General features: G+C 54.9%; 19 protein-coding genes. 15 read left to right on the top strand and 4 right to left on the bottom strand.

Features of this window, described 5'->3' with window-relative positions; genetic code table 11:
• Nucleotides 1–68 precede the first annotated feature (68 nt).
• On the top strand, nt 69–641 hold the full coding sequence (gene pduL / locus RB620_RS06945; RefSeq protein ID WP_308093000.1) for a phosphate propanoyltransferase: 573 nt from the start codon (nt 69–71) through the stop codon (nt 639–641).
• 91 nt (nt 642–732) lie between these two features.
• Here the strand turns inward: pduL and RB620_RS06940 are convergent, their stop codons facing one another.
• Nucleotides 733–2,220: an MDR family MFS transporter gene (locus RB620_RS06940; protein WP_308092999.1), complete on the bottom strand. Its 1,488-nt coding sequence runs from the start codon at nt 2,218–2,220 to the stop codon at nt 733–735.
• A gap of 180 nt (nt 2,221–2,400) precedes the next feature.
• Between RB620_RS06940 and RB620_RS06935 the strand changes: the two genes are divergently transcribed.
• The 3 genes from RB620_RS06935 (at nt 2,401) to RB620_RS06925 (ending at nt 5,206) form a co-directional block, all read left to right on the top strand.
• Entirely contained in the window at nt 2,401–3,015 is a 615-nt protein-coding gene (locus RB620_RS06935) for a TetR/AcrR family transcriptional regulator (RefSeq protein ID WP_308092997.1), read from the top strand.
• 114 nt (nt 3,016–3,129) lie between these two features.
• Nucleotides 3,130–4,680, top strand: a complete 1,551-nt coding sequence (miaB, locus tag RB620_RS06930; protein ID WP_308092995.1) for a tRNA (N6-isopentenyl adenosine(37)-C2)-methylthiotransferase MiaB — start codon at nt 3,130–3,132, stop codon at nt 4,678–4,680.
• 22 nt (nt 4,681–4,702) lie between these two features.
• Nucleotides 4,703–5,206: a YlbF/YmcA family competence regulator gene (locus tag RB620_RS06925; protein ID WP_308092994.1), complete on the top strand. Its 504-nt coding sequence runs from the start codon at nt 4,703–4,705 to the stop codon at nt 5,204–5,206.
• Nucleotides 5,207–5,287: 81 nt separating this feature from the next.
• Here the strand turns inward: RB620_RS06925 and RB620_RS06920 are convergent, their stop codons facing one another.
• Nucleotides 5,288–5,911, bottom strand: a complete 624-nt coding sequence (locus tag RB620_RS06920; RefSeq protein ID WP_308092992.1) for a biotin transporter BioY — start codon at nt 5,909–5,911, stop codon at nt 5,288–5,290.
• A gap of 137 nt (nt 5,912–6,048) precedes the next feature.
• Between RB620_RS06920 and RB620_RS06915 the strand changes: the two genes are divergently transcribed.
• Together RB620_RS06915 and RB620_RS06910 are read left to right on the top strand one after the other, a co-directional pair.
• Nucleotides 6,049–6,879, top strand: coding sequence for an ABC transporter ATP-binding protein (locus RB620_RS06915; protein WP_308092991.1), 831 nt, complete (start codon nt 6,049–6,051; stop codon nt 6,877–6,879).
• Complete coding sequence (locus RB620_RS06910; RefSeq protein WP_308092990.1) at nt 6,876–8,471, top strand: ATP-binding cassette domain-containing protein; 1,596 nt, start codon at nt 6,876–6,878, stop codon at nt 8,469–8,471. The genes RB620_RS06915 and RB620_RS06910 overlap by 4 nt, the downstream gene beginning before the upstream one ends.
• Nucleotides 8,472–8,521: 50 nt before the next feature.
• Here RB620_RS06910 and RB620_RS06905 read toward each other — a convergent pair whose 3' ends face one another.
• Together RB620_RS06905 and RB620_RS06900 are read right to left on the bottom strand one after the other, a co-directional pair.
• Nucleotides 8,522–9,187: an HAD family hydrolase gene (locus RB620_RS06905; protein WP_308092989.1), complete on the bottom strand. Its 666-nt coding sequence runs from the start codon at nt 9,185–9,187 to the stop codon at nt 8,522–8,524.
• A 111-nt stretch (nt 9,188–9,298) separates the two neighbouring features.
• On the bottom strand, nt 9,299–10,507 hold the full coding sequence (locus RB620_RS06900; protein ID WP_308092987.1) for an MFS transporter: 1,209 nt from the start codon (nt 10,505–10,507) through the stop codon (nt 9,299–9,301).
• Between the two features lie 111 nt (nt 10,508–10,618).
• On the opposite strand from RB620_RS06900, the gene RB620_RS06895 reads away from it, so the two are divergent.
• The 9 genes from RB620_RS06895 to RB620_RS06855 all read left to right on the top strand — a co-directional run bounded on the left by RB620_RS06895 (nt 10,619) and on the right by RB620_RS06855 (nt 24,556).
• Nucleotides 10,619–12,187: a response regulator transcription factor gene (locus tag RB620_RS06895; RefSeq protein ID WP_308092986.1), complete on the top strand. Its 1,569-nt coding sequence runs from the start codon at nt 10,619–10,621 to the stop codon at nt 12,185–12,187.
• A gap of 20 nt (nt 12,188–12,207) precedes the next feature.
• Nucleotides 12,208–14,016, top strand: a complete 1,809-nt coding sequence (locus RB620_RS06890; protein ID WP_308092984.1) for a sensor histidine kinase — start codon at nt 12,208–12,210, stop codon at nt 14,014–14,016.
• A gap of 99 nt (nt 14,017–14,115) precedes the next feature.
• A complete protein-coding gene (locus tag RB620_RS06885; RefSeq protein WP_308092982.1) occupies nt 14,116–15,822 on the top strand; it encodes an extracellular solute-binding protein in 1,707 nt (568 codons plus the stop codon).
• A 112-nt stretch (nt 15,823–15,934) separates the two neighbouring features.
• Nucleotides 15,935–16,903, top strand: a complete 969-nt coding sequence (locus RB620_RS06880) for an ABC transporter permease (RefSeq protein ID WP_308092981.1) — start codon at nt 15,935–15,937, stop codon at nt 16,901–16,903.
• A 63-nt stretch (nt 16,904–16,966) separates the two neighbouring features.
• On the top strand, nt 16,967–17,857 hold the full coding sequence (locus RB620_RS06875; protein WP_308093229.1) for a carbohydrate ABC transporter permease: 891 nt from the start codon (nt 16,967–16,969) through the stop codon (nt 17,855–17,857).
• Nucleotides 17,858–17,914: 57 nt separating this feature from the next.
• Nucleotides 17,915–19,075, top strand: coding sequence for a family 8 glycosyl hydrolase (locus RB620_RS06870; protein ID WP_308092980.1), 1,161 nt, complete (start codon nt 17,915–17,917; stop codon nt 19,073–19,075).
• Between the two features lie 253 nt (nt 19,076–19,328).
• Nucleotides 19,329–20,810 carry a HAMP domain-containing sensor histidine kinase gene (locus RB620_RS06865; RefSeq protein ID WP_308092979.1) on the top strand — a complete coding sequence of 494 codons (1,482 nt, stop codon included), beginning with the start codon at nt 19,329–19,331 and terminating at the stop codon, nt 20,808–20,810.
• Nucleotides 20,807–21,496, top strand: coding sequence for a response regulator transcription factor (locus tag RB620_RS06860; RefSeq protein ID WP_308092978.1), 690 nt, complete (start codon nt 20,807–20,809; stop codon nt 21,494–21,496). The genes RB620_RS06865 and RB620_RS06860 overlap by 4 nt, the downstream gene beginning before the upstream one ends.
• Nucleotides 21,497–21,520: 24 nt before the next feature.
• Nucleotides 21,521–24,556 carry an efflux RND transporter permease subunit gene (locus RB620_RS06855; RefSeq protein ID WP_308092976.1) on the top strand — a complete coding sequence of 1,012 codons (3,036 nt, stop codon included), beginning with the start codon at nt 21,521–21,523 and terminating at the stop codon, nt 24,554–24,556.
• Nucleotides 24,557–24,612: the final 56 nt, after the last annotated feature.

Here is a 24,612-nt window from a genome sequence, read left to right as displayed (position 1 = left end):
GGCATACGGCCTTTACGGCCGTATGCTTTATTTTTTCAATAGTCATCAAAAGTAACGGAGTGTGCAGCATGAAAAAAGAAGTACCTGTAGGCGTATCGGCAAGACATATCCATCTCTCGCAGGAGCATGTGGAAATATTATTTGGCGCGGGATATGCCCTGACGGAGATGAAGCCTTTGTCCCAGCCCGGACAATACGCGGCGAACGAAACGGTAGCGGTCATCGGGCCCAAAGGTTCGTTCCCGAAAGTTCGTATTCTCGGCCCTGCCCGCAAGGCGACGCAGCTCGAGGTATCCCGTACGGATGCGTTCGCGCTTGGCGTAAAGCCGCCGGTACGCGAATCAGGCAACATCGCTGGCTCCGCGGGCATTACGATACAAGGCCCTGCAGGAGAAGTGACAATTGACGAAGGCGTTATTGTGGCAGCGCGCCACATTCATTTCCATACGAGCGATGCGGAGCGGTTCGGTATCGCGGACAAAGCCAAGCTCCGCGTGCGCGTCGGAGGCGACAGAGGCGTCGTGTTCGAGCACGTGGTGGCCCGCGTATCGCCTGACTTCGCGCTCGACATGCATATCGACACGGACGAAGCGAACGCGGCAGGCGTCAACAACGGCGATTTGGCCGAAATTATCGATTAAATGAACGCAAAGCAGAAGAGGCTGCGCGCCAGGAATTTTTGAATTCCGGCGCGCAGCCTCTTTGTGTAGGTCCGCATTTATGCTTTCGTGATTAATGCCCCATCATCATCGTGACTTCCGGAGCGTCGCCTTCGGCGGCTGTGTTATCCTGCGTTGCGGGTTTGCGAAGCAGAAGGGCAACGAGCAATCCGAAAACCCCGATGCAAGCAAGCAGGAAGAATGCATCGCCAAAGGACAAGTATGGGATCTCCGGACCCGGATTCGCAGCCGCGTAATGTTTGGTCCGATCGGCCAAATACGTGGATAAACCTGCGATCGCGAAAGAACTCATTACTTGCTGGGCGGCGGCCGTCAGCGAAGTGACGCGCCCAACTAAATGTTTTGGCGCTGATAAGATAATATGCGTATTCAGCGGCATCATGGAGAAGCCCATACCGGCGCCGAGCAAGACGAGCGGCACCATGATCTCAGGGATCGTCGTGGATGCAGAGATGCCGGACAAGAGGAACGACCCGATCGAGATGAGCAGGAGCCCGAACAATACGACCGGACGCGCGCCGAGCTTATCGAACAGCTTGCCGCCGATTGGCATGAAGACTGCCGCGGCCAATGCTTGCGGGAGCAAAATCAAACCTGTCTCAAAAGCGGTATATCCTTTCGCTTGGATCAAGAACACCGGGAACAGGAACAGCGTTCCGAACAAAGCGATCTGCACGATCCACTGAAGGACGATGCCGCGCGTGAAGTCGCTGGAACGGAAGACGCGCAGCTCCAGCAGCGGCTGAGCGCGGCGCAGTTCCACGAAAATGAAGGCAATCAGCGCAACACCGCCGACGATCAGACCGATAAGCGTCTCGGGAGCGGTCCAACCGTTGCCGCCGCCATGCTCGCCGCCCGCGGAGCTAATCCCGTAAGCGAGAGCCGCGAATGCCAAGGGCGCGAAGATCATGCCTAAAAGATCGAGAGCCGGGACGTTCTGCCGCTCCAAGTTCGGCAGCGTGCGAAGGCCGACGATAACGGCGATAATGCCAATCGGCAAGTTAATAAGGAAGATCCAGTGCCAAGTTACGTAATCGACGAGCCAACCGGCCACGACGGGTCCCAGCGCAGGCGCGAGGAGCATCGGGATGCCGATCATGCCCATGACGGCGCCTTGTTTGCCCGGAGGGCTAAGCCGGTAAGTAAAGGCCATGGCGATCGGAGCGACCATGCCGCCGCCCAAGCCTTGAATGATTCGGTATGCAATCAGTTGCTCTACGGTTCCGGCAAGGGCGCATAGAGCGGAGCCGAGCGTGAAGAGAACGATGGATAACAGAAATATGCGTTTGGCGCCGAAACGGTCCGATAACCAGCCCGCGAGCGGGATGACGGCCGCTTGAGCCAGGGCGTAACCGGTAACGGTCCATTGCACGAGCGAGAAGCTGCTTCCGAAGTCCTCCATGAATTCGTTAAGCGCGACGTTCATCGCCGTGCCATCCAGGATGACCATAAACATCCCGACGATAATGGCGAGCAGCGGCAGCATGATTCCGCGGATCGACAGCTCGTTCTGCGATGGGCTTGCTTTTGTTGCTGACATCTTGATTCCTCCTATCCCGTCCCCGGGTATTTGTCTCTGTCTAGCATTGACCTGACATGCTGACACGGCTACAATAAATAGTGAGCCGCATGCAGCGGACAATTGTCCGAACTCTAGAATCATAATGATGGGCACGGCAAAAGTCAATGCATTTTTTGCGAAAGCGCAAGGAGTAATGATATGGCTGCAACGGACAATAACCGATCGAAGGAAGAGCTTAGTCAGGCGATCCTGCATACGGCATCGCGTTTGTTCACCGAACATGGAATAGAAGCGGTCAGCATGCACCAGATCGCCAAATGCGCGGGGATCGGACAAGGCACCTTGTACCGGAGATACGCGAACAAGGCGGACTTGTGCATGGAGATGATGCATGATCATTTCGAGCATTTCCGTACCGATATCGAAAGTTATTTAAGCGACTTCAAGCACGAGAACCCCAAGGTCAAAATAAGGTCAGTCGTATCGTTCATCATCCGGTTCCTGGAATTGAAATCGAAGTGGCTGCAAGTGATCCAGTCCCAGCAGTTGAACGAAGGAATGAAGAACGGAGAAGAGTTTTTCCACTCGCTGCCTTATCAATTTCTCCATGGCGTATTTACGAGGCTGCTGAAGGAAGGGGCGCCTGCGACGGCCATCCGCTCGAAGAACGCGGAATTTATTGCCCATTCGTACATTTCCATCTTGTCGCCCTATACGTGCATGCATCTAGCGAACGCCAAAGGGTATACATCCGGCCAAGTGGAAGAAGAGTTCGGCGATTCGTTCGTGGATCCGCTATTCGTCCATGAATAGGCAGGGTTCGTAGATTACGATGGGCGATTATGGTATAATCATGTATTGATGTTTGAGCCCGATCTGATTTGATCGTTTACGGAGACATTCGCGAATGGGGATGTGTGATAGATAGTGACGACAAAAGATTACTCCAAATACTTTGATTTCTCCGACGTTAAGATCATAGGGGAAGAAGACGGCAAGACGACCATACGGGTCAAAGGCCGCAACATTCAGCTGAGTGCCGCGCCTTCGCACAAGGACGAGAAGCAGCGAGGCAAGGAAGACGTTCAAGTCCACTACGACTTCTCCATTCCTGAGGAGCTGCGTACGCTTGGAGCCGGCAAACATTACATCATCCAAACGTACGGCTGCCAGATGAACGAACACGATACCGAGGTCATGCGGGGCATGTTCGAAGCGATGGGATACGCGCCCACGGACGACCGATTGCTGGCCGACGTCATTCTGCTTAATACATGCGCGATCCGCGAAAACGCGGAGGACAAGGTGTTCGGAGAGCTCGGCCACTTGAAGCTTCTGAAGAAAGAAAAACCGGGGCTGGTCCTTGGCGTCTGCGGATGTATGGCGCAGGAGGAATCGGTCGTCGGCCGGCTGCTTCAGAAACATTCGTTCGTCGACCTGATCTTCGGCACGCACAACATCCACCGGCTGCCGCATCTGCTTCAGTCCGCGTACTACAGCAAGGAACTCGTCGTCGAAGTATGGTCCAAGGAAGGCGACATCATCGAGAACATGCCGAAGAAGCGGGAAGGACTTCGGGCATGGGTCAATATCATGTACGGATGCGATAAGTTCTGCACGTATTGCATCGTGCCTTACACGCGCGGGAAGGAACGAAGCCGCAGGCCGGAGGACGTCATCGCCGAGGTTCGCGACCTTGCCCGACAGGGCTACAAGGAGATTACGCTTCTCGGGCAGAACGTCAACGCCTACGGCAAGGATTTCGAGGATATCGATTACCGGTTCGGGCACTTGCTCGACGAGATCAGGCAAATCGACATTCCGCGCATCCGGTTCATGACAAGCCATCCTCGCGACTTCGACGATCATCTCGTCGAGGTGCTCGCGAAGCGGGGCAATCTGGTCGAGCATATCCATTTGCCCGTCCAGTCCGGAAGCACGGACATCTTGAAACGGATGAGCCGCAAATATACGCGGGAGCGGTTCCTCGAGCTCGTCGCCAAAATCAAACGGGCCATTCCGGACGCCGTTCTGACCTCCGATATTATCGTCGGATTCCCGGGCGAGACGGAGGAGCAATTCGAAGAAACGATGTCGCTCGTACGTCAGGTCGGGTTCGAATCGGCTTATACGTTCATCTATTCGCCGCGCGAAGGAACGCCTGCGGCGGAGATGGAAGACAACGTGCCGATGGAGGACAAGAAACGCCGGCTGCAGCGCTTGAACGCATTGATCGCAGAGATCGGCCGCGAGAAACACGAAGCGCTTCGAGGCGAGACGATCGAGGTGCTCGTCGAAGGCGAAAGCAAAAACAACCCGAACGTCCTGTCCGGCCGGACAAGAACGAACAAGCTCGTCCATTTGGAAGGCCCTAAGTCGTGGATCGGCACGTTCGTGCAAGCGCGCGTCGTCGATGCGCAAACCTGGTATATTAAAGCAGAGCCGATCGATGCGGCTTCGGAAGAAGCCGTCAGTTAACGGAACCGAGGAGAGATTATTAATGGCAGAGCAGTCTAGCGCAGCACACGGACATACGCACGAACACGGAGTGGCATGCAGCCACGTTGGCGGCACGACGGACATCCCGTCCTTCCATACACGCGACCTGATCGTGAAAGATGATATCATGGCGAAGACGAAGGAGCTCGCGGAAGTGATTTTTAATTCCGCGGAGGTGCAGCAATACCGTAAGGCGGAGCAGCAAATTAACGACAACGAACGCGTGAAGGCGCTCATTAACCAAATCAAGAAGAAACAAAAAGAAGTCGTCGCCTTCGAAAAAACGTTCAAAAATCCCGAAATGGTCAAAAAAATCGAGGCGGAAATGGAAACGCTGCAAGACGAGCTGGACGGCATTCCGATCGTCTCGCAATTCCAGCAGAGCCAATCCGATATCAACTACTTGCTTCAGCTTGTCGTGACGGTCATCCGCGATACGGTATCCGATCGCATCAACATGGAAGACGCTACTCCGGCTGAGGATCCGGAAACTTGCATCGACTAACGGAATAGATCGAAGCGAGTTCGCCTGAACGCAACAATGCCCATAGGAAGGTCCTATGGGCATTTGTTTTGGGCATTTGGCTTATCGGATAATCATTGCTTCCTGATTCGTCTCGTACGTTGAACGGGCCTTCCCGCGGATGCGAAGTATTTGCGGCGCCAGGCCTAACGCAATCGCGACCCCGATCGCCGACTTGGCGGCATCGCCCGGAATAAACGGGTAGAACCCGGCGGCTAACGCTTTGTCCGTCGGCATCTCCAGCACATACATCATCCATGGGATTCCCGGAATGTAGGCCAGAAGCGAACTCAACAATTCAAATACGATGAACAAGACGATCGCAGACAACGCCTTGTTCCGCATCAGGTTTTCGTTTGCGAAGATCCGCCCTACCGCCATGCTTATGAACATCGCGCAGAAAGGGAAGGCGAAGATGAAACCGCCGGTATAGCCGGTTAGAAGAGATAACCCGCCTTTGCCTCCGATTAGCGGCAACCCGGTAGCGGTTAGTGCGATTACGGCGAATATGCTGGCGAACGCGTGTTTGGGCTTCAGGAACAACCCCGCAAGAATGACGGCGAGCGTCTGCAGCGTGATCGGCACGGGCGTAACCGTAATCTTGAGCTGTTGCAAGCTTAAGACGATAAAGAGAGCTGCGAATAAGGCAATGAAAACTAAAGATCGGATCGAGTTGGATTTCTGCATGGATACGTCTCCTTTATGTAGTTGCAATGTGATTGTTAACCTATTATCATGAAATGTGGTTAACGATATGAATTCTAACATAGCGGTTTCTTCATGGGAAGAGGTTGGGGTGAATTTTTTTGAATCGGGAGACGCTTGTGCATACAACGAATTTGGCCGTATCGGCGTTAGCGGCTAACGGGAGAGACCGGGAGACGGTTCTTCATCCCGTACGATTGTCGATCCATCGCGGAGAGTGGGTCTCGCTCCTTGGCGCCAACGGCAGCGGGAAGAGCACGCTGGCAAAAGCGATTGCCGGGATGCCTCTCGACGGTGTGTCCGGTATCGTTGAAAGACGGCTATCGGCAGAGCGTACAGCCGGAGGAGCGACGCCGATCGTGCTTCAAAATCCGGATGCCGGATTGGTCGGGTCTTCGCCTTGGGAGGACGTCGTGCTTATGCTGGAACAATGGGGGAACGCCAATGAAAGCCGAATCGCGTCCGTCGCTGAAGATGCGCTGCATTCGTTACGGCTGGGAGAAAGAATGCATCAGCCGATCGAAACGCTCTCGGGCGGGCAGAAACAATTGACGGCGATAGCCGGCTGCCTCGCCGCCTCGCCGGAATTGCTTATTCTGGACGAGGTGACAGCCATGCTGGATCCGGATATGTCCGATTACGTGTTGCGGGAGGTCCGGCGGCTGCATGCAGCCGGCACAACCGTCGTATGGATCACGCAAAAAATGAACGAGCTGGAAGGCGATGATTCCGTTTGGGTCATGTCAGGCGGAGAGCTGGTTTATGAAGGCGACGGGTACGGGTTTTTCCGCCGAAGCGTTCCAGGCGCGGTTGACAGTCCGGCGGAATCGTATGGCTTCGAAGCGCCGTACGCGGTCCAAGTCGGATGGGAGCTGGAGGCGCAAGGGATCCGGCTGCCGAAAATTCCGCTTCGCGTGGAACAGCTTGCCGAGGCGGTGAACCAATTATGACCGCCAGCTGGACGTTAGAGAACGTGTCCGTTCCGGCGGAGGATCGCTCAAAGCTGTTGCTGCGAAACGTAAACGCCGAATTCCGAACGGGGCAAATCACGTTAATCATCGGGGCGAACGGTGCGGGAAAATCGACGCTGCTTGAGACGATAGCCGGCCTGCGCAGGTTGGAAAGCGGCGGCATTTGGTTAGGCGAGGATTCGCTTTGGCTGCCGAAACGGACAAAAAGGTTAAACTGCGGCGTTCTGTTGCGGTTTGGCATTGCGATGCAGCAATCGGAGGCGCAATGGTTTGCATCCAGCGCTCGCGAGGAGCTGCAGTATTCGCTCCGGCCTTATGAGCTAAGCGAATCGGAGCGGGAGCGGCGGATTGCCTCGGCGATTGAACAGGCTGGGCTCCAATTGACCGTGCTGGAGCGGGACCCGTGGACGCTAAGCGGCGGTCAGCAGCGGCGGCTGGCACTCGCGTGTCTGCTCGCTTGCGAACCGGAGTGGCTGCTGCTCGACGAACCGACGGCCGGTCTAGACGCCGGCGGCAAGGCCGCTCTATGCGCGATGCTGGAAACGTATAGAGCTTCGGGACGCGGAGCGATAGTTGTGACGCATGATCTGGACGCGCTGCTGCCGCTTGCGGACGCCGTTATGGCGGTAGACAACGGCAACGTTCGCCAGGCGAAGCCGGAGGAAATACGTCGCAGGGAAGAACCCCGCAAGTTAGCCCTTAGGCTGGCTCGGCAATTGAAGGAGCGCCGTCATACAAGCCACGAAAAGCTTCTTTCCTTTGACGACGGAATCGTTCGATCCGCAGAGGAGCGGAGCGAGGAACGGCAAACCGCAGAGTCGCCGCGCAACGCATGGCTTCAGCCGCGAACATTCGACCCTCGCGCGGTGGTGTTGTCCTATTTGCTGCTTTCAACCTGCATACTGGTACAGAACGGCATGCTGAAGCTGGCGTTGTCTTCCGCTTTCGTTACCGCTGCCGTCGCGCCGTTCTGGCCGCTGTTCCGGAGCTGGATGCCGGTCATTCGAGGTTATACCCTTATTGCCGTTATTCTTGTTGCGATCGGAGGCTTATCGCTGCAGCCTCTGTCCGTCGAGTGGGATCAGATGGAGGCGCCTGCGATCCGACTCGGTCAGCTTCTGCTCGTCATGGTGCTTGGTATGCCGATCTTGGGGCTGATGACGCCGCTGCGGCTGCAGAGAGCGCTTGATCAGACCTTCGGATGGCTGGCGAAGCTGTCGGTTCCGGTACAATCCTTTACGCTGCTGGTAACGCTTATTTTCCGGTTTATTCCGCTGCTTATGCGGGAGTGGGGGAGATTTGCGAAGTTGGCTCGCGCAAGAGGGAAAGAGACGGCGCCGAACGGAGCTTTTCCCGCCAAACAAATTAAATTTATGCTCATCCCCTATATGCGCGCCATTCTCCGGTTGGCCGAAGAGATGGCGGACGCGCTGGAAGCGAGAGGATTCGGCGTCCAGCGCCAAGTCCCGGTCTACGGGTTCCGCCTGAAGCCGGGCTGCGCGGACGCTTGGCTGCTCGGCGCGGCGCTGGCAGGCTGCGCCGTCCCTCTGCTAATCGACTGGATCTTCTAAAACGCTTCTCGCCGAACGGAGCCGGATCGCGTCTGAGCGGAAATGACGGTTTAACCGCCGCCAAGGGCGAGCCAGCGGTCAACCGCTTCCGTCCAGCGTCCTTCACCATCGGCCTGCATTACGCTCCAGCCGAGCGTCTCGGCTTGCCGCAGATTTCCCGGCTGATCGTCCACGAACAAGACGGCCGCTTCCGCAGGGAGCAGCGCGGCGGCGCAAGCGAACATTTCCGGTTGCGGTTTACGCCAGCCTGCTTCGCTCGAAACGATGATCTGCTTTAAGAAAGGTTTAAATGGCCTCAGAACAGGCTCGACCCATTCGACAAGATGATTGCTCAAGATATGAATGTCCGCGTAACCGCTCCATTCTGGCAGTCTGTTCAGCGCCGGAAGCGGCAGCAAGCTCTCGGCGAGAAACGATTGTCCTTCTCGGATGCCGACTCCAGGCGCCTGCCTGAGCAGCCACTCCCAAAACTCCGCTTCGGTCACCACGCCGCTCCACAGCTTCTCGCTAATTTCCCGTTTGTACATCCCATAAAGCGACCCGCGGTCGACTCCTGCGGCTTCCGCCGTCAGTTCCCAGAACAGCGGCGTCAGGTTCGTTGCGAGGACGCCCCCGATATCCAGCACGAGCTGCGGGCGAGCCCCGCTCTTCGATCCGCCCGGCGAGGAACGAATCCCACGTTCCGACGCGAACCCATTAGCAGCTTGGTTCTCCATATGACTATACCTCCAATGGCTTTGTGAAAGTGGGGTCTATCGAAACGGGCAAAATAATTGTCGAAAAAAGGAATGGAATCGCTTTGCCTGCTGTTGTATAATCATCCCAGCCTAATCCTTCGGCCGGGAAGGCGCTGACCGAGGACGTTCGCGCCTCCGGTCGCGCGCCGCCCAGCGCCAGACGAGAAGGGAAGCGGCGGCGGCCAGCATGGCCCCGAACAGAAAGCCGCTGTCGAGTCCCCAGCTTTCGTTCAGCCAGCCTGCCAGGAACGGTCCCGAGAACATGCCGATCGCGTACAGCGCCTGATACATGCCCATCGCGGTTGCCCTGGAAGAGCCGTCGACATCGCGAATCGCAAGGCCGAGCAGCAGAGGCAAATGAAGGCCTTGTGCGAGGCCGTTAACCGCTTGCGTGACATAAAGCCATTCCAGCGATGGAGCGGCGGCCATCAGTCCCGTGCAAATGCCGCTAACGACAAAACCGGCGGCAATCGTGGGCCAATAGCCGAACCGCGGCACGAGCCACGCCGCGCTGCCGAACGACGCGATTGCGTGCGGCAGCATGAAAGAAAAAACGAGCAGCGTCAGCTGCGTGCCGTTCGCGCCGAGCTCCGCCGCTTTGAGCGGCGTAAAGCCGAACATCGTAATGAACAAGACGCCGTGAGCAAGAATCGACAGCAGCGAAACGCGCAGCAACGTAGCGTCGCGAACGACGGAGGCGATCTTGGCTACCGACATGCCGGATTGTCCGTTTCGCTCGGAAGGCGTCTCGCGGAGCAAGAGTGCGAGCAGAAGGCCGGCGATGGCCACGGCGGCTCCGAGCAGGAAAGGGGCGTCCGGACTGAACCTGTCCGTCAGCCAGCCGCTCAGCAGCATGCCCAGCATTTGGCCCGATACGGTCATCAGACTAATGTTGCCCATGGCGCGGCCCGTGCCGCCGCTTCCGAAGAAGCCGGCATACATGACGGTAAACGCGACCCAGGTCGAAGCGCACACCCCCGCGATGACGCGCCCCGCAAGCGGCCATATCCAGGAGCCGGGAATAACAAACAGCAGACAGCTCGCAGCGGCTGTCAACATGCCGAGCAATATAAACGGCTTGCGCTTGCCCCATCGGTCGGAGAAGAGGCCAAGCGGGAAGCGGACAAGCATTTGTACGAAACCGTAGCTGCCGAGCACGATGCCGATGAACTGCAGCGAATAGCCGCTGTCCTTCAAGTAAGGAGACAACGTCGGCACATAAATATACATCGAGGTCCAATACAGAATCGTTACGATCGTAAACAAGCCGCGCTGCGCGGCGCTAATGTTTGTCGGCATTTCGGCAGGCTCCTCTCTCTGTTACCAATGTAGCGGAAGGGAGGTGTCGTGTCACGTATTTTTCGGAATTTATTCGATTAAAAGCTGTTATATACCAAGGAGGATGAATCTATGTTTCGTGTACTGCTCGTTGACGACGAGGCTTTCTTCAGACAAGGCTTAAGGGAGCTGATCGGATGGGAAAAATGCGGGTTCGTCGTGTCGGGCGAATCCGATAACGGCGAGGATGCGCTCGAGATGATACTCGTCGATACCCCCGACGTAGTCATAACGGACATCCGGATGCCTGTCCTGGATGGACTGGGTCTGATCCGCAGAGCGGTGCTGGAGCATCATTTGCAAACCAAGTTCATTATTGTAAGCGGTTACGACGAATTCAAATACGCCCAGCAGGCGCTCAAATACGGCGTGTGCGACTTTCTGCTGAAGCCGATCGACGAAACCGTCATGGAAGCAACGCTGCTGGAGCTGAAGGGAAAGCTGGAGAACGAGGCGGCTGAAGCGATGCGTCAGCAGAGCCGTTTGGGAAGCGAAGTGATCGCCGCGCTGATCAAAGGTGAATTCACGAGCGAGCAGGCCGAAGAATGGCAGACCATGATGGAGCTTCCTTCGCGCGGCGATTATTATTATTTGTTCATCGAGCCGAACGAAAACGATCCGCAGCTTATGGAAGCCAGAACGGACGCGCTCCAAGATATGCGGCAGCTCACGCTCGCCGCGATGGAGGCTATCGCGCCTACCATGCGGACTCTCCATACGCACGAGCATAGAGGGAGGCTCGGCGTTCTTGTGGCGGAAGCGGCGCTTCCCGAGCATTGGAGCCTGGAGCGGCTGGCCAAGTCGCTGCAGGGCAAGCTGCAGGCGGCGGCGGGAAGGCCGATCTGCGTTTATGCCGGCGGCGCGGTGAGCCGCCTCGCCGATTTGAAGCTGGCATACGAAAGCGCCAAAGAGGCGATGCAATACAAATACATGGACGAAAGCCGGTCCGTGTTCCTTTATAACGAGCTGCGCGCCATACAGCCGCATTACATGATTATGGACAATTCGTTTTTCCATCGCCTGAACGAATGTATGGAAGAAAACGACGAGCCGGCCATCGCGGAAGCGGTAGACCAAATATTCCTTCAGTTCCGCACCCGCTGCTTCGTGCCCGAAGCTGTACGGACGAGCTTGCACCGATGCGTGTCCGAAGCGCTTGCCACGCTGCACAGGATGGACATCGACACGGAGGCGATGGTCTACAAGAAGCCGATGCTCTCGTGGTACGACCGCAATGTGACGGGGACGGCGCTGAAGGAGCTGTTCGCCCGCTTCGTCATGGAATGCTCGAAGCACGCGGCGCGGCAGCGTAAGGATTTGGCCAAGGGAGGCGTGCAGAAGGTGAAGAGCTACATCGACGCCAACTACGCTTCGAACATTAACTTGAAATCGATAGCTGCACGGTTCTTTATGAATCCCGTTTATTTGGGGCAGCTTTTCAAAAAAACATACGGCACCTATTTCAACGATTATGTGCTGCAGCTGCGCGTGAACGAAGCGAAGCGGCTCCTGCGCCAGACCGATCACCGCATTTACGAGATCGCCGACCGAATCGGCTTTAACAATGTTGAATATTTTGTGTCGCAATTCGAGAAGCTGGAAAACATGACGCCGACCGAGTACCGCAATAGCCTACGCTAAAATAAGGGGGAAAGCCTGCCATGCTACGCAAGATGCTGTCCGGCCGCAAGCTCGGCTTGAACCATATCCGGTTGCGCGACAAAATGATGATCGTTTATTTACTTTGCGTTCTGCTGCCGATCCTGTTGACCAACATTATTTTTTATCAGGTCACGAGCGACAACGTTAAACGCAAAAATATGGAAGATACCACGAGAGCGCTGGAGCAGGTCAAAAATCAGCTGTGGACGGAGCTGGAAGGCGCGATCAACGTTTCCAACGGCTTCTTCACCGACAACAAGCTTTACGAGCTTCTGGAGACCGAATACACGAGACCGGCCGATTATATTGAAGCATACGATTCGTATTTCCGCCGAATTCTGAACAGCTATACCCCGGTCTACGCATCGGTGCAAAACATAAAAATTTATTTGGACAATCCGACCCTGCTCCATTCCGGCGGCATCGGCTTCCTGTCCAGCGACGTCAAACAATCGGAGTGGTACAAGACGCTTGGCGGACCATCGTCGAACGCGACCGTTTTCGTACGTTCGCCGAGAGAGGATTTGCTGGTTTCGAACGCGGCAGGCGGAGCGTCGGAAACTTTCAGCATCGTCAGGCGAATGAATTATTTCGATTCGATGAACAAATGGGAAAAGGTTTTGAAAATCGAGCTGAAAATGTCTACGCTGCACGCGATCGTCTCCAACTTGAACGTGAAGGGCGCGATTTATTTGGTGAACGATCGCGGAGAAGTGGAATATTCGAACCGCTCGGACTTCGAATGGCTTGGCGCCCGTCAGCCGTTCGACGACATCAAGCACCCCTCGAATTCCATACAGTTCCGGACAAGCTACCCTGCGGACAGCATGCTGGACAAGTGGCAGATGATCGCCGTCGTGTCGGAGAAAGAAATTTTCACCGAACTTTATCAGTCGCGGAAATTCGTTTATTGGATTGCGGCCATCAACCTGATCGTGCCGACGTTGATCATAACGTGGATCGCAAGATCGATCACGGCAAGGCTAGGCAATATTCTGAAATACATGAAACGTGTCAAGAACCAGCATTTCGATACGATTCACCAAGAAGAAACGCGGGACGAAATCGGCCAGCTGACCGGCGAATTCAACCGGATGACACTCCAAATCCGCAGCTTGATCAACGACGTGTACGTCGCCGACATCCGGCAGAAGAGCCTGGAGCTGGAGCGCCGCAAGGCGCAGCTCAACGCGCTGCAAAGCCAGATCAATCCCCACTTCCTGTTCAACGCCTTGGAGACGATCCGAATGCGCAGCGTCATCAAAAAAGAAACGGAAACGGCGAAAATCATTCACAATATGGCCAAGCTGTTCCGCAGCTCGCTGACCTGGAAACGCGACATGGTCACGGTGAGGGAAGAGATGGAATTTATTTTGTGTTTCCTCGAAATTCAGCAATACCGATTCGGAGACAGGCTGACTTACGATTTGGCCGTCGATCCCGAGGCGGAGAGCTGCCTGATTCCCAAGTTCGTCTATTTGCCGTTCGTCGAGAACGCTTGTATCCACGGCGTCGAGCAGGTGAAAAAGGGAGGACATATCGACCTGCGCATCGAGGTTCATCCGCAAATGATTTATTTTTCCATACGCGACAACGGAGGCGGCATGGGACAAGAGCAACTGGAGAACATCAGGCTGTACTTGGCGGAGGATGCCGAGCTTGGCGAACGGATCGGCGTTCAGAACGTCATTTACCGGCTGAAGCTTTTATATGGGGAAGGGTTTATTTTCGCGATCGATAGCGAGCCCGGCCAAGGCACGATCGTCAAAATCGGGATCCCGATCGAAGGATCGGCATTAATATCTTAAATTTTTGTAGTAGGGACTAAATTTAGGGGGGTCTGCATCGGTTTGCTCTGCAGTTACAATGAAAGTGCTTTCAAATATTCGTACACAGGGGGCAATTCGATGAAGAAACATTGGTCAATTACGACGGCAAGCGTTCTTCTTGTGTTCTCGCTCGCCGCATCGGCGTGCACGGGCGGCGGCAACAAGGAAGAACCGACGAAAGCGCCGGACAGCAACGCGGGCGGCCAGCAGGCCGAGGAAACCGAGAAGCCGCTCGACAAGGTGACGTTTACGTATTTTAACGGAGCGGGAGCCGCCAAAGACGTCAACACGAACGAAACGACGATCGGCAAATTGCTGGAGGATCAAACGGGCGTCAACTTCAAGATCGAAAATCTGGTCGGCGACTTGAATACCAAAATCGGCACGATGATCGCGTCGAACAAATATCCGGACGTTCTGATTCCGGATGCGGCGATCGACGAAGTATTGGGCGCAGGCGCCTTTATCGACTTGACCGATTTGATCGAAGAACACGGTCCGAACATTAAGCGCGTCTATGGCCCTTATTTCAACCAAATGAAGGCGGAGGACGGCAAAATTTATTTCCTGCCATTCTCGAACGTCGTAGGCGAATACATCCCGGATCCGAACATTAACCAAGGCGCGTTCTGGGTGCAGCGCCGCGTACTTAAGGAAGCGGGTTATCCGCAAATCAAGACGCTGGACGAATACTTTAATCTGGTCCGCGATTATGCGGCCAAACATAAAGAAGAGGATCTGACCGGCTTCGTTTCGCTGACGCACGACTGGAGATTCTTCGCAACGTCGAATCCGCCGATGCATCTGCAAGGTTATCCGAACGACGGCGAAGTGATCGTCGACATGAATACGTTCGAAGCCAAAACGTATTCCTCGTCCGATGCGACGAAAAAATGGCTTTCCGAGCTGAACAAACTGAATGCCGAAGGCCTGTTCGACAAGTCATCCTTCGTGGATAACTACGATCAGTATTTGGCGAAATTATCTTCGGGCAAGGTGCTTGGATTCTTCGACTACGGCTGGCAGATCGGCAACGCGCAAAATGTGCTGAAGGATGCGGCCAAGGCCGATCCAGCCAAGGATGACTTCGTTTACTTCCCGCTGCCGGTCACGTTCGACGGTCAGAAGGATCAATATCTGGATCCTCCGGGCTTCGTCAAGAACCGCGGCATGGGCATTACGGTAAGCGCCAAAGATCCGGTTCGCATCATTCAATACATCGACAACCTGTTGAAAGAAGAAAACCAGATTCTCAAAAGCTGGGGCGTTCAAGGCGAAACGTACGAAGTGGACGCGAACGGCCGCTTCTACCGCACGGCGGAGCAAATCAAAAAAATCGACGAACCTTTCCGCGAGAAATTCGGGTTCAAATATTATGATTGGAACTGGCCGCAATACGGCACGAACTCCACGCTTTCGAACGGCAACGCCTTTGCGCCTGGCCTGCAGCCGGAAGTGTTCCAGATGAGTCTGACCGATGCGGACAAAGAGATTTTGGGCAAATACGGCGTCCAAACGTATGCAGCCATGTTCGCCGCGCCGGATAAGCGTCCTTGGTACCCGGCATGGGGCATTCCGAAGGAGCAAGGCTCGGAGCCGCAAATCTACGAAACGAAAAAGACGGAGCTCGTCAAAAAGTATTTCCCTAAACTCGTGCTTGCGAAGACGGATGAGTTCGAAAGCATCTGGAACGAATATTTGGGCGAATTCGGCAAGCTGGATACGGCCGCTTACGAGCAGTTCGTAACCGCCGAAGTGAAAAAGCTGATCGAAGCGGCCCAATAAGGTTTGACGCATTCATAACGGCGATGCAAGGAGAGGCCGACCCTGACGCCTGCCGCGCAGGCTCGGCCTTTCGCTCGTCCGAATATAAAGCAAGCCGGAAGGAGAGAAACAGATGGAGAATCGTACAGCGGACCTGGCATCCGGCATCAAACCAGGCAAGCCGCGGTCTGGCATCGCCGCTTTTTTCAAAACGCTCGGCCGGCAGCATGCGCTTGTTATTATGTCCGTTCCGTTTCTGATCTGGTTGTTTATTTTTAAATACGTTCCGCTGTGGGGCTGGACCATCGCATTTCAGAAATTCAAGCCCGCGCTCGGATTCAGTGACCAGGAATGGGTCGGCTTCGAGCATTTTCGTTTCTTGTTCGAGGATGAACGGTTCTTGCGGGTGCTGCGCAACACGGTTGCGATGAGCGGCATCAATCTGGTGCTTGGCTTCGTCACCGCCATTACGCTGGCGCTGCTGCTGAACGAGCTGAGGCAGGTCGTTTTCAAACGAATCGTGCAAACGGTCAGCTATTTGCCGCATTTTATATCGTGGGTGGTCGCCGCCGGCATCATTCAGACGACATTGTCGACGGACGGCATTATAAACGAATTGCTAATGAAGGCTGGACTTATTAAAGAAGAAATATTGTTCCTCGGCATCCCTGAACAGTTTTGGACCATTTTCGGAGCGAGTACGGTATGGAAAGATGTCGGCTGGAATACGATCGTTTATTTGGCCGCAATGACGATGATCGACCCCGCCCAATACGAGGCGGCAGAGATCGACGGCGCCGGTCGATTCAAGCGGATGTGGCACATCACGCTGCCCGGCATTAAGCCGGTCATTATCGTGTTGCTCATTATGAATATCGGTTATCTGATGGAATCCGGGTTCGAGCCCCAATACTTGCTCGGCAACCCAATGAACGTTGACTATTCGGAAAATCTTGACATATTCGTTTTGAAATACGGGATTGCGCAGAGTAACTTCTCGCTGTCGACCGCGGCGGGCATGTTCAAGACGATCGTCAGCTTTATGCTTCTGTTCGCGGCCAACCACATCGCCAAACGATTAGGCGAATCCAGATTGTATTAAAAGGAGGAGAGCAGAGTGGCGGGACTCGCGATCAAGAGAAAATCGAAGAGGAGCAGGCGGCCGATGTCCATGGGCGACCGGTTGTTCGAATACGGCAACTTTCTGTTCCTCACGCTGCTAATGGTGGTTACGCTGTATCCGTTTCTCAATACGCTTGCCGTTTCGTTCAACAACGCAAGCGACTCCATACGCGGAGGCATCTACTTGATGCCTCGCATATGGACGCTGGAGAACTACAAATACGTGCTGGCGGAGGCGACGATCTTCCACGCAACGATGATTTCGGTGCTGCGCACCGTCATCGGCACCGCGGTCACCGTATTTTGTTCGGCGATGGTGGCGTATACGATCAGCAGGGAAGAATATGTATTGCGGAAATTCGTTACGATTGCGTTTATATTGACGATGTACATCAACGGCGGACTTATTCCGAACTTTTTGCTCATACGCGACCTGGGCTTGATCGACAGCTTCTGGGTGTACATCTTCCCGGGGCTGATCGGCGTATTCAATCTGATTATCATTCGTTCCTTTATCGAAGGGCTGCCGGAGAGCATTCTGGAGTCGGCGCGCATGGACGGAGCGGGAGAGTACCGCAATTTCTTCAGCATCGTGCTGCCGCTCAGCACGCCGGTGCTTGCCACCGTCGCGCTCTTCAGCGGCGTCTATCAATGGAATCAATGGTTTGACGTATTCCTCTACAATTCGTCGAATGTCGATCTCAGCACGCTGCAATACGAATTGCAGAAAATATTGCAAAACTCGAACGCTTCGATGACGTCGAAATCGGCAAGCGACGCATTCGCCAACGCGGGGCAACAGGGATCGGGCGTTACGCCGTTCGCCATTCGTGCGACGATGACGATCGTGGCATCACTTCCCATTATTATGGTATACCCGTTCTTGCAAAAGTACTTCGTGAAAGGCATGATGGTCGGCGGCGTAAAAGGCTGATTCCCGAATGATGGGAAACTTCCAAGAGTCGATATGCGAATTCGGAGGGAAAAGGCTATGAGAGAGAGACAGGGAGCATTTGTAACGGGTAAATACCGGAATATGTTCGCGGAATGCGGATACGATCCGGTTGCGATCGAAACAAGGTTGAACGAAACATGGGAAGCGCTGTTCGGGGATAATGAAACGACGCGCATCTATTATCCCATGGGCGACGACAAAGGTTATTTGCTCGATACCGGCAATCTCGACGTCCGTTCGGAGGGCATGTCGTACGGCATGATGATGGCGGTTCAATTCGGCCGGAAGGATCTGTTCGATCGAATATGGAATTGGGCTTATACCTATATGTACATGACGGAAGGCAAACACAAGGGGTACTTTGCTTGGTCCTGTCTGCCTGACGGAACAAGAAATTCGAACGGTCCCGCGCCGGATGGCGAGGAATATTTCGCAATGGCGCTCTTGTTCGCCTCGCACCGGTGGGGAGACGGCAAATACCCTTACGATTACGGCAAGCAGGCGCGGGATCTATTGCGCACCTGCCTCCATCAAGGCGAAGACGGAAACGGATATCCGATGTGGAATCCGGATAATAAGTTGATCAAGTTCGTTCCCGAAGTTGAATATTCCGATCCGTCCTATCATTTGCCGCATTTTTACGAGTTGTTCGCGTTATGGGCTTATCCGGAGGATCGCCGGTTCTGGGAGGAGGCAGCAGCCGCAAGCCGCGATTATATCGTGTCGTCCTGCCATCCGGAGACGGGGCTCTCGCCGGAATATGCCTTCTACGACGGCAAGCCGAACGACGAAAGGGGTTACGGCCATTTCTTCAGCGATGCGTATCGCGTGGCCGCCAACATCGGTCTCGATTACGAATGGTTCGGCAAGGACGGACGCCAACGGTCCGTGGCCGATCGCATTCTAGCTTTCTTCGCCGACAAGTCGCCGCGGGATTACCGTCGTTATCGAATCGACGGGGAGCCGTTCGAGGAGGCGTCTCTGCATCCCGTCGGGCTGCTCGCAACGAACGCCGCCGCTTCGCTGGCCGCGGACGGCCCGAATGCGAGGTCGTCCGTCCAACTGCTGTGGGATACGCCCGTCCGAACGGGCAACCGAAGGTATTACGACAACTGTTTGTACATGTTCGCCTTTATGGCGCTTAGCGGACGTTTTCGGATTTGGATGCCGGACGGTTCGCTTGTTGATTGCGAATAAAATAGAAATTCACCTGGGCAAGCCGGAATGCGCTATTTGCGTGTTCCGGCTTGCCTATTCGCATTGCTGGGGCATGCTTCGCCAGCATCTAGGAAACTTTCACCAATTGTGCCCGTATAACTTTTAGGCCCAAGGAAGCAACCCTTAGGCGATAACGTAATAATTTTGTAAGAATTGATTACCTATTCGTTTAGAATTACCTCTTATGATAAACGATAGATGAAACAAAATCTGACGGAACGGGGCGTGATGCATGTCCATTCGCTTAAAACTTTATATGTCCTACTTGGCGATGGCAATCGTCCCTTTCATCCTGTTAATCCTCTTCATCATGCTGATCGTCCTGGGAAGCGGGGAACAGGATATCCGCGAGCTCACCAAAGCAAAGCAGAACGAGAACTTTAACCAGGCGCTCGTCTACGGCGAGCTGACCTACGTGCTGAGGGAAGACGCAGGTCAGATGCAAAATCCGGCTTTCTTGTCCGACCTTCAAGAACGGTTAAGCAAGCAGTGGGCGGGACTGATCATCTCCAAAGACGGAACCGTATCGGAAGTGTCGCCATTCCTGAGTTCGCTTGCGCCGGACGAGAATTGGCAGCTGCTGACGGAGTTTCCGAGGGAAAAGCTGTATTTCCAATCCTACCGGTTCACGACGCATCAGCTCCGCTTCCAATATCCGGACGGCGGCGAAGGCACGGTCCTTTTGCTGTACCGAACGGAGCAGATTCCGTTCTTCTGGCATCCGCTCACGATGATCTTAAGTTTGCTGTCGATTCTGCTGACGAGCTTGCTGCTCACGTACTTCGTTTCCCGCAGCATCATTAAGCCGCTTCAATCGCTACGGACGGCCGCCTTGCAGATCAAGGAGGGCGATCTTAGCCAGCCGATGGCGCTTCAGAAGAAGTACTGCAAGCCGAAGCTTGGACGTTCGAATGAAGTCGTTCAGCTCGGCGCCGCCTTCGAGGAAATGCGGGTGAGGCTGAAGCATTCCATCGATCAGAGCCTTCAGTACGAAGAGAACCGCAAGCTGCTGCTGTCGCATATTTCGCATGACCTGAAGACGCCGATCTCGGCGATCAAAGGTTATGTGGAAGGCATTATGGACGGCATCGCCAATACGGACGAGAAACGCGACCGTTACATGGGCACGATCTACCGGAAGGCTTCGGAAATGGATCACTTGATCGACGAGCTGTTCCTGTTCTCCAAGCTGGACTTGCAGAAGGTCGCTTACGACTTCAAGGTCGTCGATATCGTGCGATACGTAGACGATTATATGGAGGAGCAGCGGTTCGATCTGGAGAAATCAGGCATTAAGCTAGTGGTGAAGAATGAAGAGGAAGCTGCGGGCATCCAAGTCGCGGCCGATCCGGACAAGCTGAACCGGGTATTCGCGAACATTCTGTCGAATGGGATTAAATACATGAATCAGGAGCCCGAACAAAGCGACAACCGGATTACCGTCACGGTATCCGGGGTGGGCGGCGACGCGATCATCTGCTTCGAGGATACGGGTCCCGGCATTGACGAAGCCGATCTGCCCCATATTTTCGACGGGTTCTACCGGGCGGAGCAATCCCGCAATTCCGAGACCGGCGGCAGCGGGCTCGGCCTCGCCATCGTGAAGCAGATCGTCGAAGGACACGGTGGCTCCGTGTGGGCGGAGAACGCGCAAGAAGGCGGAGCGAGATTTTGCCTGAGGCTGCAAGCAATCAAGGCGGTGAACGAAACATGAAGAACATCCTGATTATCGAAGACGAGAAGTCCATTGCCGAGCTTGAGAGAGATTATTTGGAAAGCCATGGCTACACGGTTCAGATCGAAAGCCGCGGCGATGTCGGATTGCAGAAGGCGATGGAAGGCGTACATGATCTTGTTATTCTCGACGTCATGCTGCCGAAGATCGACGGGTTCGAAATCTGTCGGCAAATAAGGAGCAAACATAATATGCCGATTCTCATGGTGACTTCCAAGAAAGAAGATATCGATAAGATCAGGGGACTTGGCCTCGGAGCGGACGACTACATCACGAAGCCGTTCAGTCCGAGCGAGCTGGTCGCCCGTGTCAAAGCGCATCTCGCCAGGTTCGAGAGGCTTACGGCAGATAAGCCGGGTCTGCAGAACATCATTCAGATTAGGGGGCTGATCATCGACAAAACGGCTCGCAGGGTGACGATCCACGAGAAGGAAGCCATGCTTACTTCGAAGGAATATGAGCTGCTCTTGCTGCTGGCTTCTTATCCGAACCGCGTGTTCGAAAAGGAGGAGCTGTTCGAGCGGATCTGGGGCCTCGATTCCAACGGTGATGCAGCCACGGTGACCGTCCATATCCGAAGGCTTCGCGAGAAGATCGAACATGATCCTTCCAACCCCCAATATATCGAAACGATATGGGGCGTAGGATATAGATTCAAAATTTGACCATAGATAGAGGAGTGGGAGACGTTGAAAAGCATTATCCAATTTTCGTTGAACAACAAATTCGCTTTATGGATCATCACGCTCATCGTGCTGGTCGCCGGCTTGCAAGCGGGCACCAGCATGAAGATGGAGACGATTCCGGACATTACAATTCCGATCGTCAGCGTAACGACGGTCTATCCCGGAGCCGCTCCAGAAGAAGTGATGGAGAAGGTGACGAAGCCGATCGAGCAGCGCACGCGTAATCTGGTCGGCGTGAACAGCGTATCGTCGACGTCGTTCGAGAACGCGTCGTCCGTCGTCATCGAATATGATTACGAGACGAACATGGACGAGGCGGAGCAAGAGGTCAAGACCCTGCTGAACGAACTCGGTTTCCCGGAAGGCGTGCAGGAGCCCGACGTATCCAGGATCAGCCTAAACGCCTTCCCGGTTCTGTCGCTCAGCATCTCCAACGAATCGCTCAACCTCGAGCAGCTGACCAAGCTAGTGAACGAAAACGTGCTTCCGAAGCTGGAGGGACTTGACGGCGTTGCCGATGTCCAAATTTCCGGGCAGAACGTGCTGGAAGGACAGCTGGCATTTAAGCCAGGTGCGCTGGAAGAAATCGGCATGACCGAAGAAATGGTGAAAGGCATTATTCAAGCTTCCGCCATGTCGGTGCCGCTCGGTATATTCGAATTCGGCTCATCGGAGAAATCCGTACTGGTCGACGGCAACATCGTAACGGAAGAGGATTTGCGCAATCTCGTTCTTGTGCCTGGCGTCAAGCTTAGCGACGTGGCGGATGTGACGATCGAAGGCAAAGCGGAATCCGTTTCCCGAACGAACGGCAAGGACTCGATCGGCGTGAACATCGTCAAATCGGCAGACGCGAATACAGTGGACGTCGTTAATTTGGCGAAGGAAAAAATAGAAGAGATTAAGGCTGACCAAGAAGGCGTGACGGTCGAACTGACGCTCGACCAAGGCGAGCCGATTGAAGAGTCCGTGAACACGATGCTTAGCAAGGCGGTCATCGGTGCGCTCGCAGCAGTCGTCATTATATTGCTCTTCCTGCGCAACATCCGTTCCACGATCATCTCCGTCGTTTCGATTCCGCTTTCGATTCTGATGGCGGTGCTCGTCCTGAAGCAGATGGACATTACGCTCAACATTATGACGCTTGGCGCAATAACGGTCGCGATCGGACGCGTGATCGACGATTCCATCGTCGTTATCGAAAATATTTACCGGCGCATGTCGCTCACCGGCGAGAAGCTAAGCGGCAAAGAACTGATCGTCTCCGCGACTCGCGAAATGTTCGTGCCGATCATGGCATCGACAATCGTAACCGTTGCCGTGTTCCTGCCGCTCGGCTTCGTCTCCGGCATGGTCGGCGAAGTGTTCATGCCGTTCGCGCTGACGGTCGTGTTCGCCTTAGCAGCATCGCTCATCGTGGCGATTACGGTCGTGCCGATGATGGCGCACATGATGTTCCGCAAGGGGCTCAAAGCCGGTCACACGCATGAAGATAAGCCGGGACGATTGGCGTTATGGTATAAGAAAGTGCTGAACTGGACGCTGAACCACAAGCTGGTTACATTCGGACTTGCGGTCCTGCTGCTGCTCGGCAGCTTTACCCTCGTGCCGGTCATCGGGGTCAGCTTCTTGCCCGCGGACGAACAGAAGTCGATAATCGTCACGTACAACCCGGCACCGGGCGAAACGAGAGAGCAAGTCGAAGAAATGGCTTTGGGCGCAGAGAAAATATTGATGGAACACGAAGGGCTGACGATCGTGCAATACGCGGTTGGCGGACAAAATCCGATGAGCCCCGGCGCTTCCAAGCAAGCGTTGTTTAACCTCAGCTACGAGAAGGAGTTCAAAGACTTCGCGGCGGAGAAAGAAAAAATCGTACCGCTTCTGCAAGAACTTGGCGGAGCGGGCGAGTGGAAGGAACAGAACTTCGGAGGTGGCGGCGGCCTAGGCGGCTCCACGGTAACGATGCAGGTATTCGGACCGGACATGAAGGCGCTGCAGCCGGTCGTCGACGAGCTGGTCGGGAAGCTGAAAGAAAACGGCGATCTGGAGAAGGTCGATTCCAGCTTGGCCGAGACGTACGAGCAATACCGTTTGGTCGCGGACCGCGACAAGCTCAGCCAATATGGACTGACGGCAGGCCAGGTCGCGATGGCGCTTAGCCCCGTTCGCAGCAATCCTGTTCTGACGACCATCGAGAAGGATGGCGAAGATGTGAACGTGTACGTAAAAGTGGAAGAGAAAACGTACAATGACTTGTCCGATCTCGAGAATGTGTCGATCATGACGCCGATGGGCACTGCCGTTGCGTTGAAGGATGTCGTCACGATCGAGGAAGGCGAGTCGCCGAACACGATCACGAGACTGAATGATCGCGTGTATACGGAAGTATCGGCCGACGTGAAGTCTTCCGACGTAGGCGCCGTGTCGTCGGACATCCAGAATACAATCGACGAGATGGAGCTTCCGGACAACATCGAGATCAAAATGGGCGGCGTAACGGAGCAAATCAACGAAACGTTCACCCAGCTGGGCCTTGCGATGCTGGCGGCGGTAGCCGTTGTTTATCTGGTGCTCGTGCTGACGTTCGGAGGCGGTTTGACTCCACTGACGATACTGTTCTCCCTGCCGTTCACGATTATCGGCGGCTTGGTCGGCTTGCTGATCGCAGGCGAAACCTTAAGCGCAACGGCAATGATCGGCGCGCTCATGCTGATCGGCATCGTCGTCACGAACGCCATCGTCCTGATCGACCGCGTCATCCACAAGGAGAAGGAAGGGCTGTCCGTCCGCGAAGCGTTGCTTGAAGCGGGCGTCACTCGCCTTCGTCCGATCCTGATGACCGCGATTGCGACAGTCGGCGCGCTGCTTCCGCTCGCATTCGGCTTCGAATCCGGCGGTTTGATCTCGAAAGGGATGGCGGTAACGGTCATCGGCGGCTTAACGAGCTCGACGCTGCTGACACTCATTATCGTGCCGATCGTGTACGAGTTCCTGAACCGCAAAAAAGCGAAAAAAGGAACGGCGATCGCAGAATAAGCAAGTTCGGTCAGACGCTTTACCTGCAGTCCCGCGGATCCGTTCCGCGGGACTGT

This window comes from Paenibacillus sp. LHD-117 (assembly GCF_030929555.1).
Classification (GTDB): domain Bacteria; phylum Bacillota; class Bacilli; order Paenibacillales; family Paenibacillaceae; genus Pristimantibacillus.
This window is presented reverse-complemented; position numbering and strand designations above follow the sequence as displayed.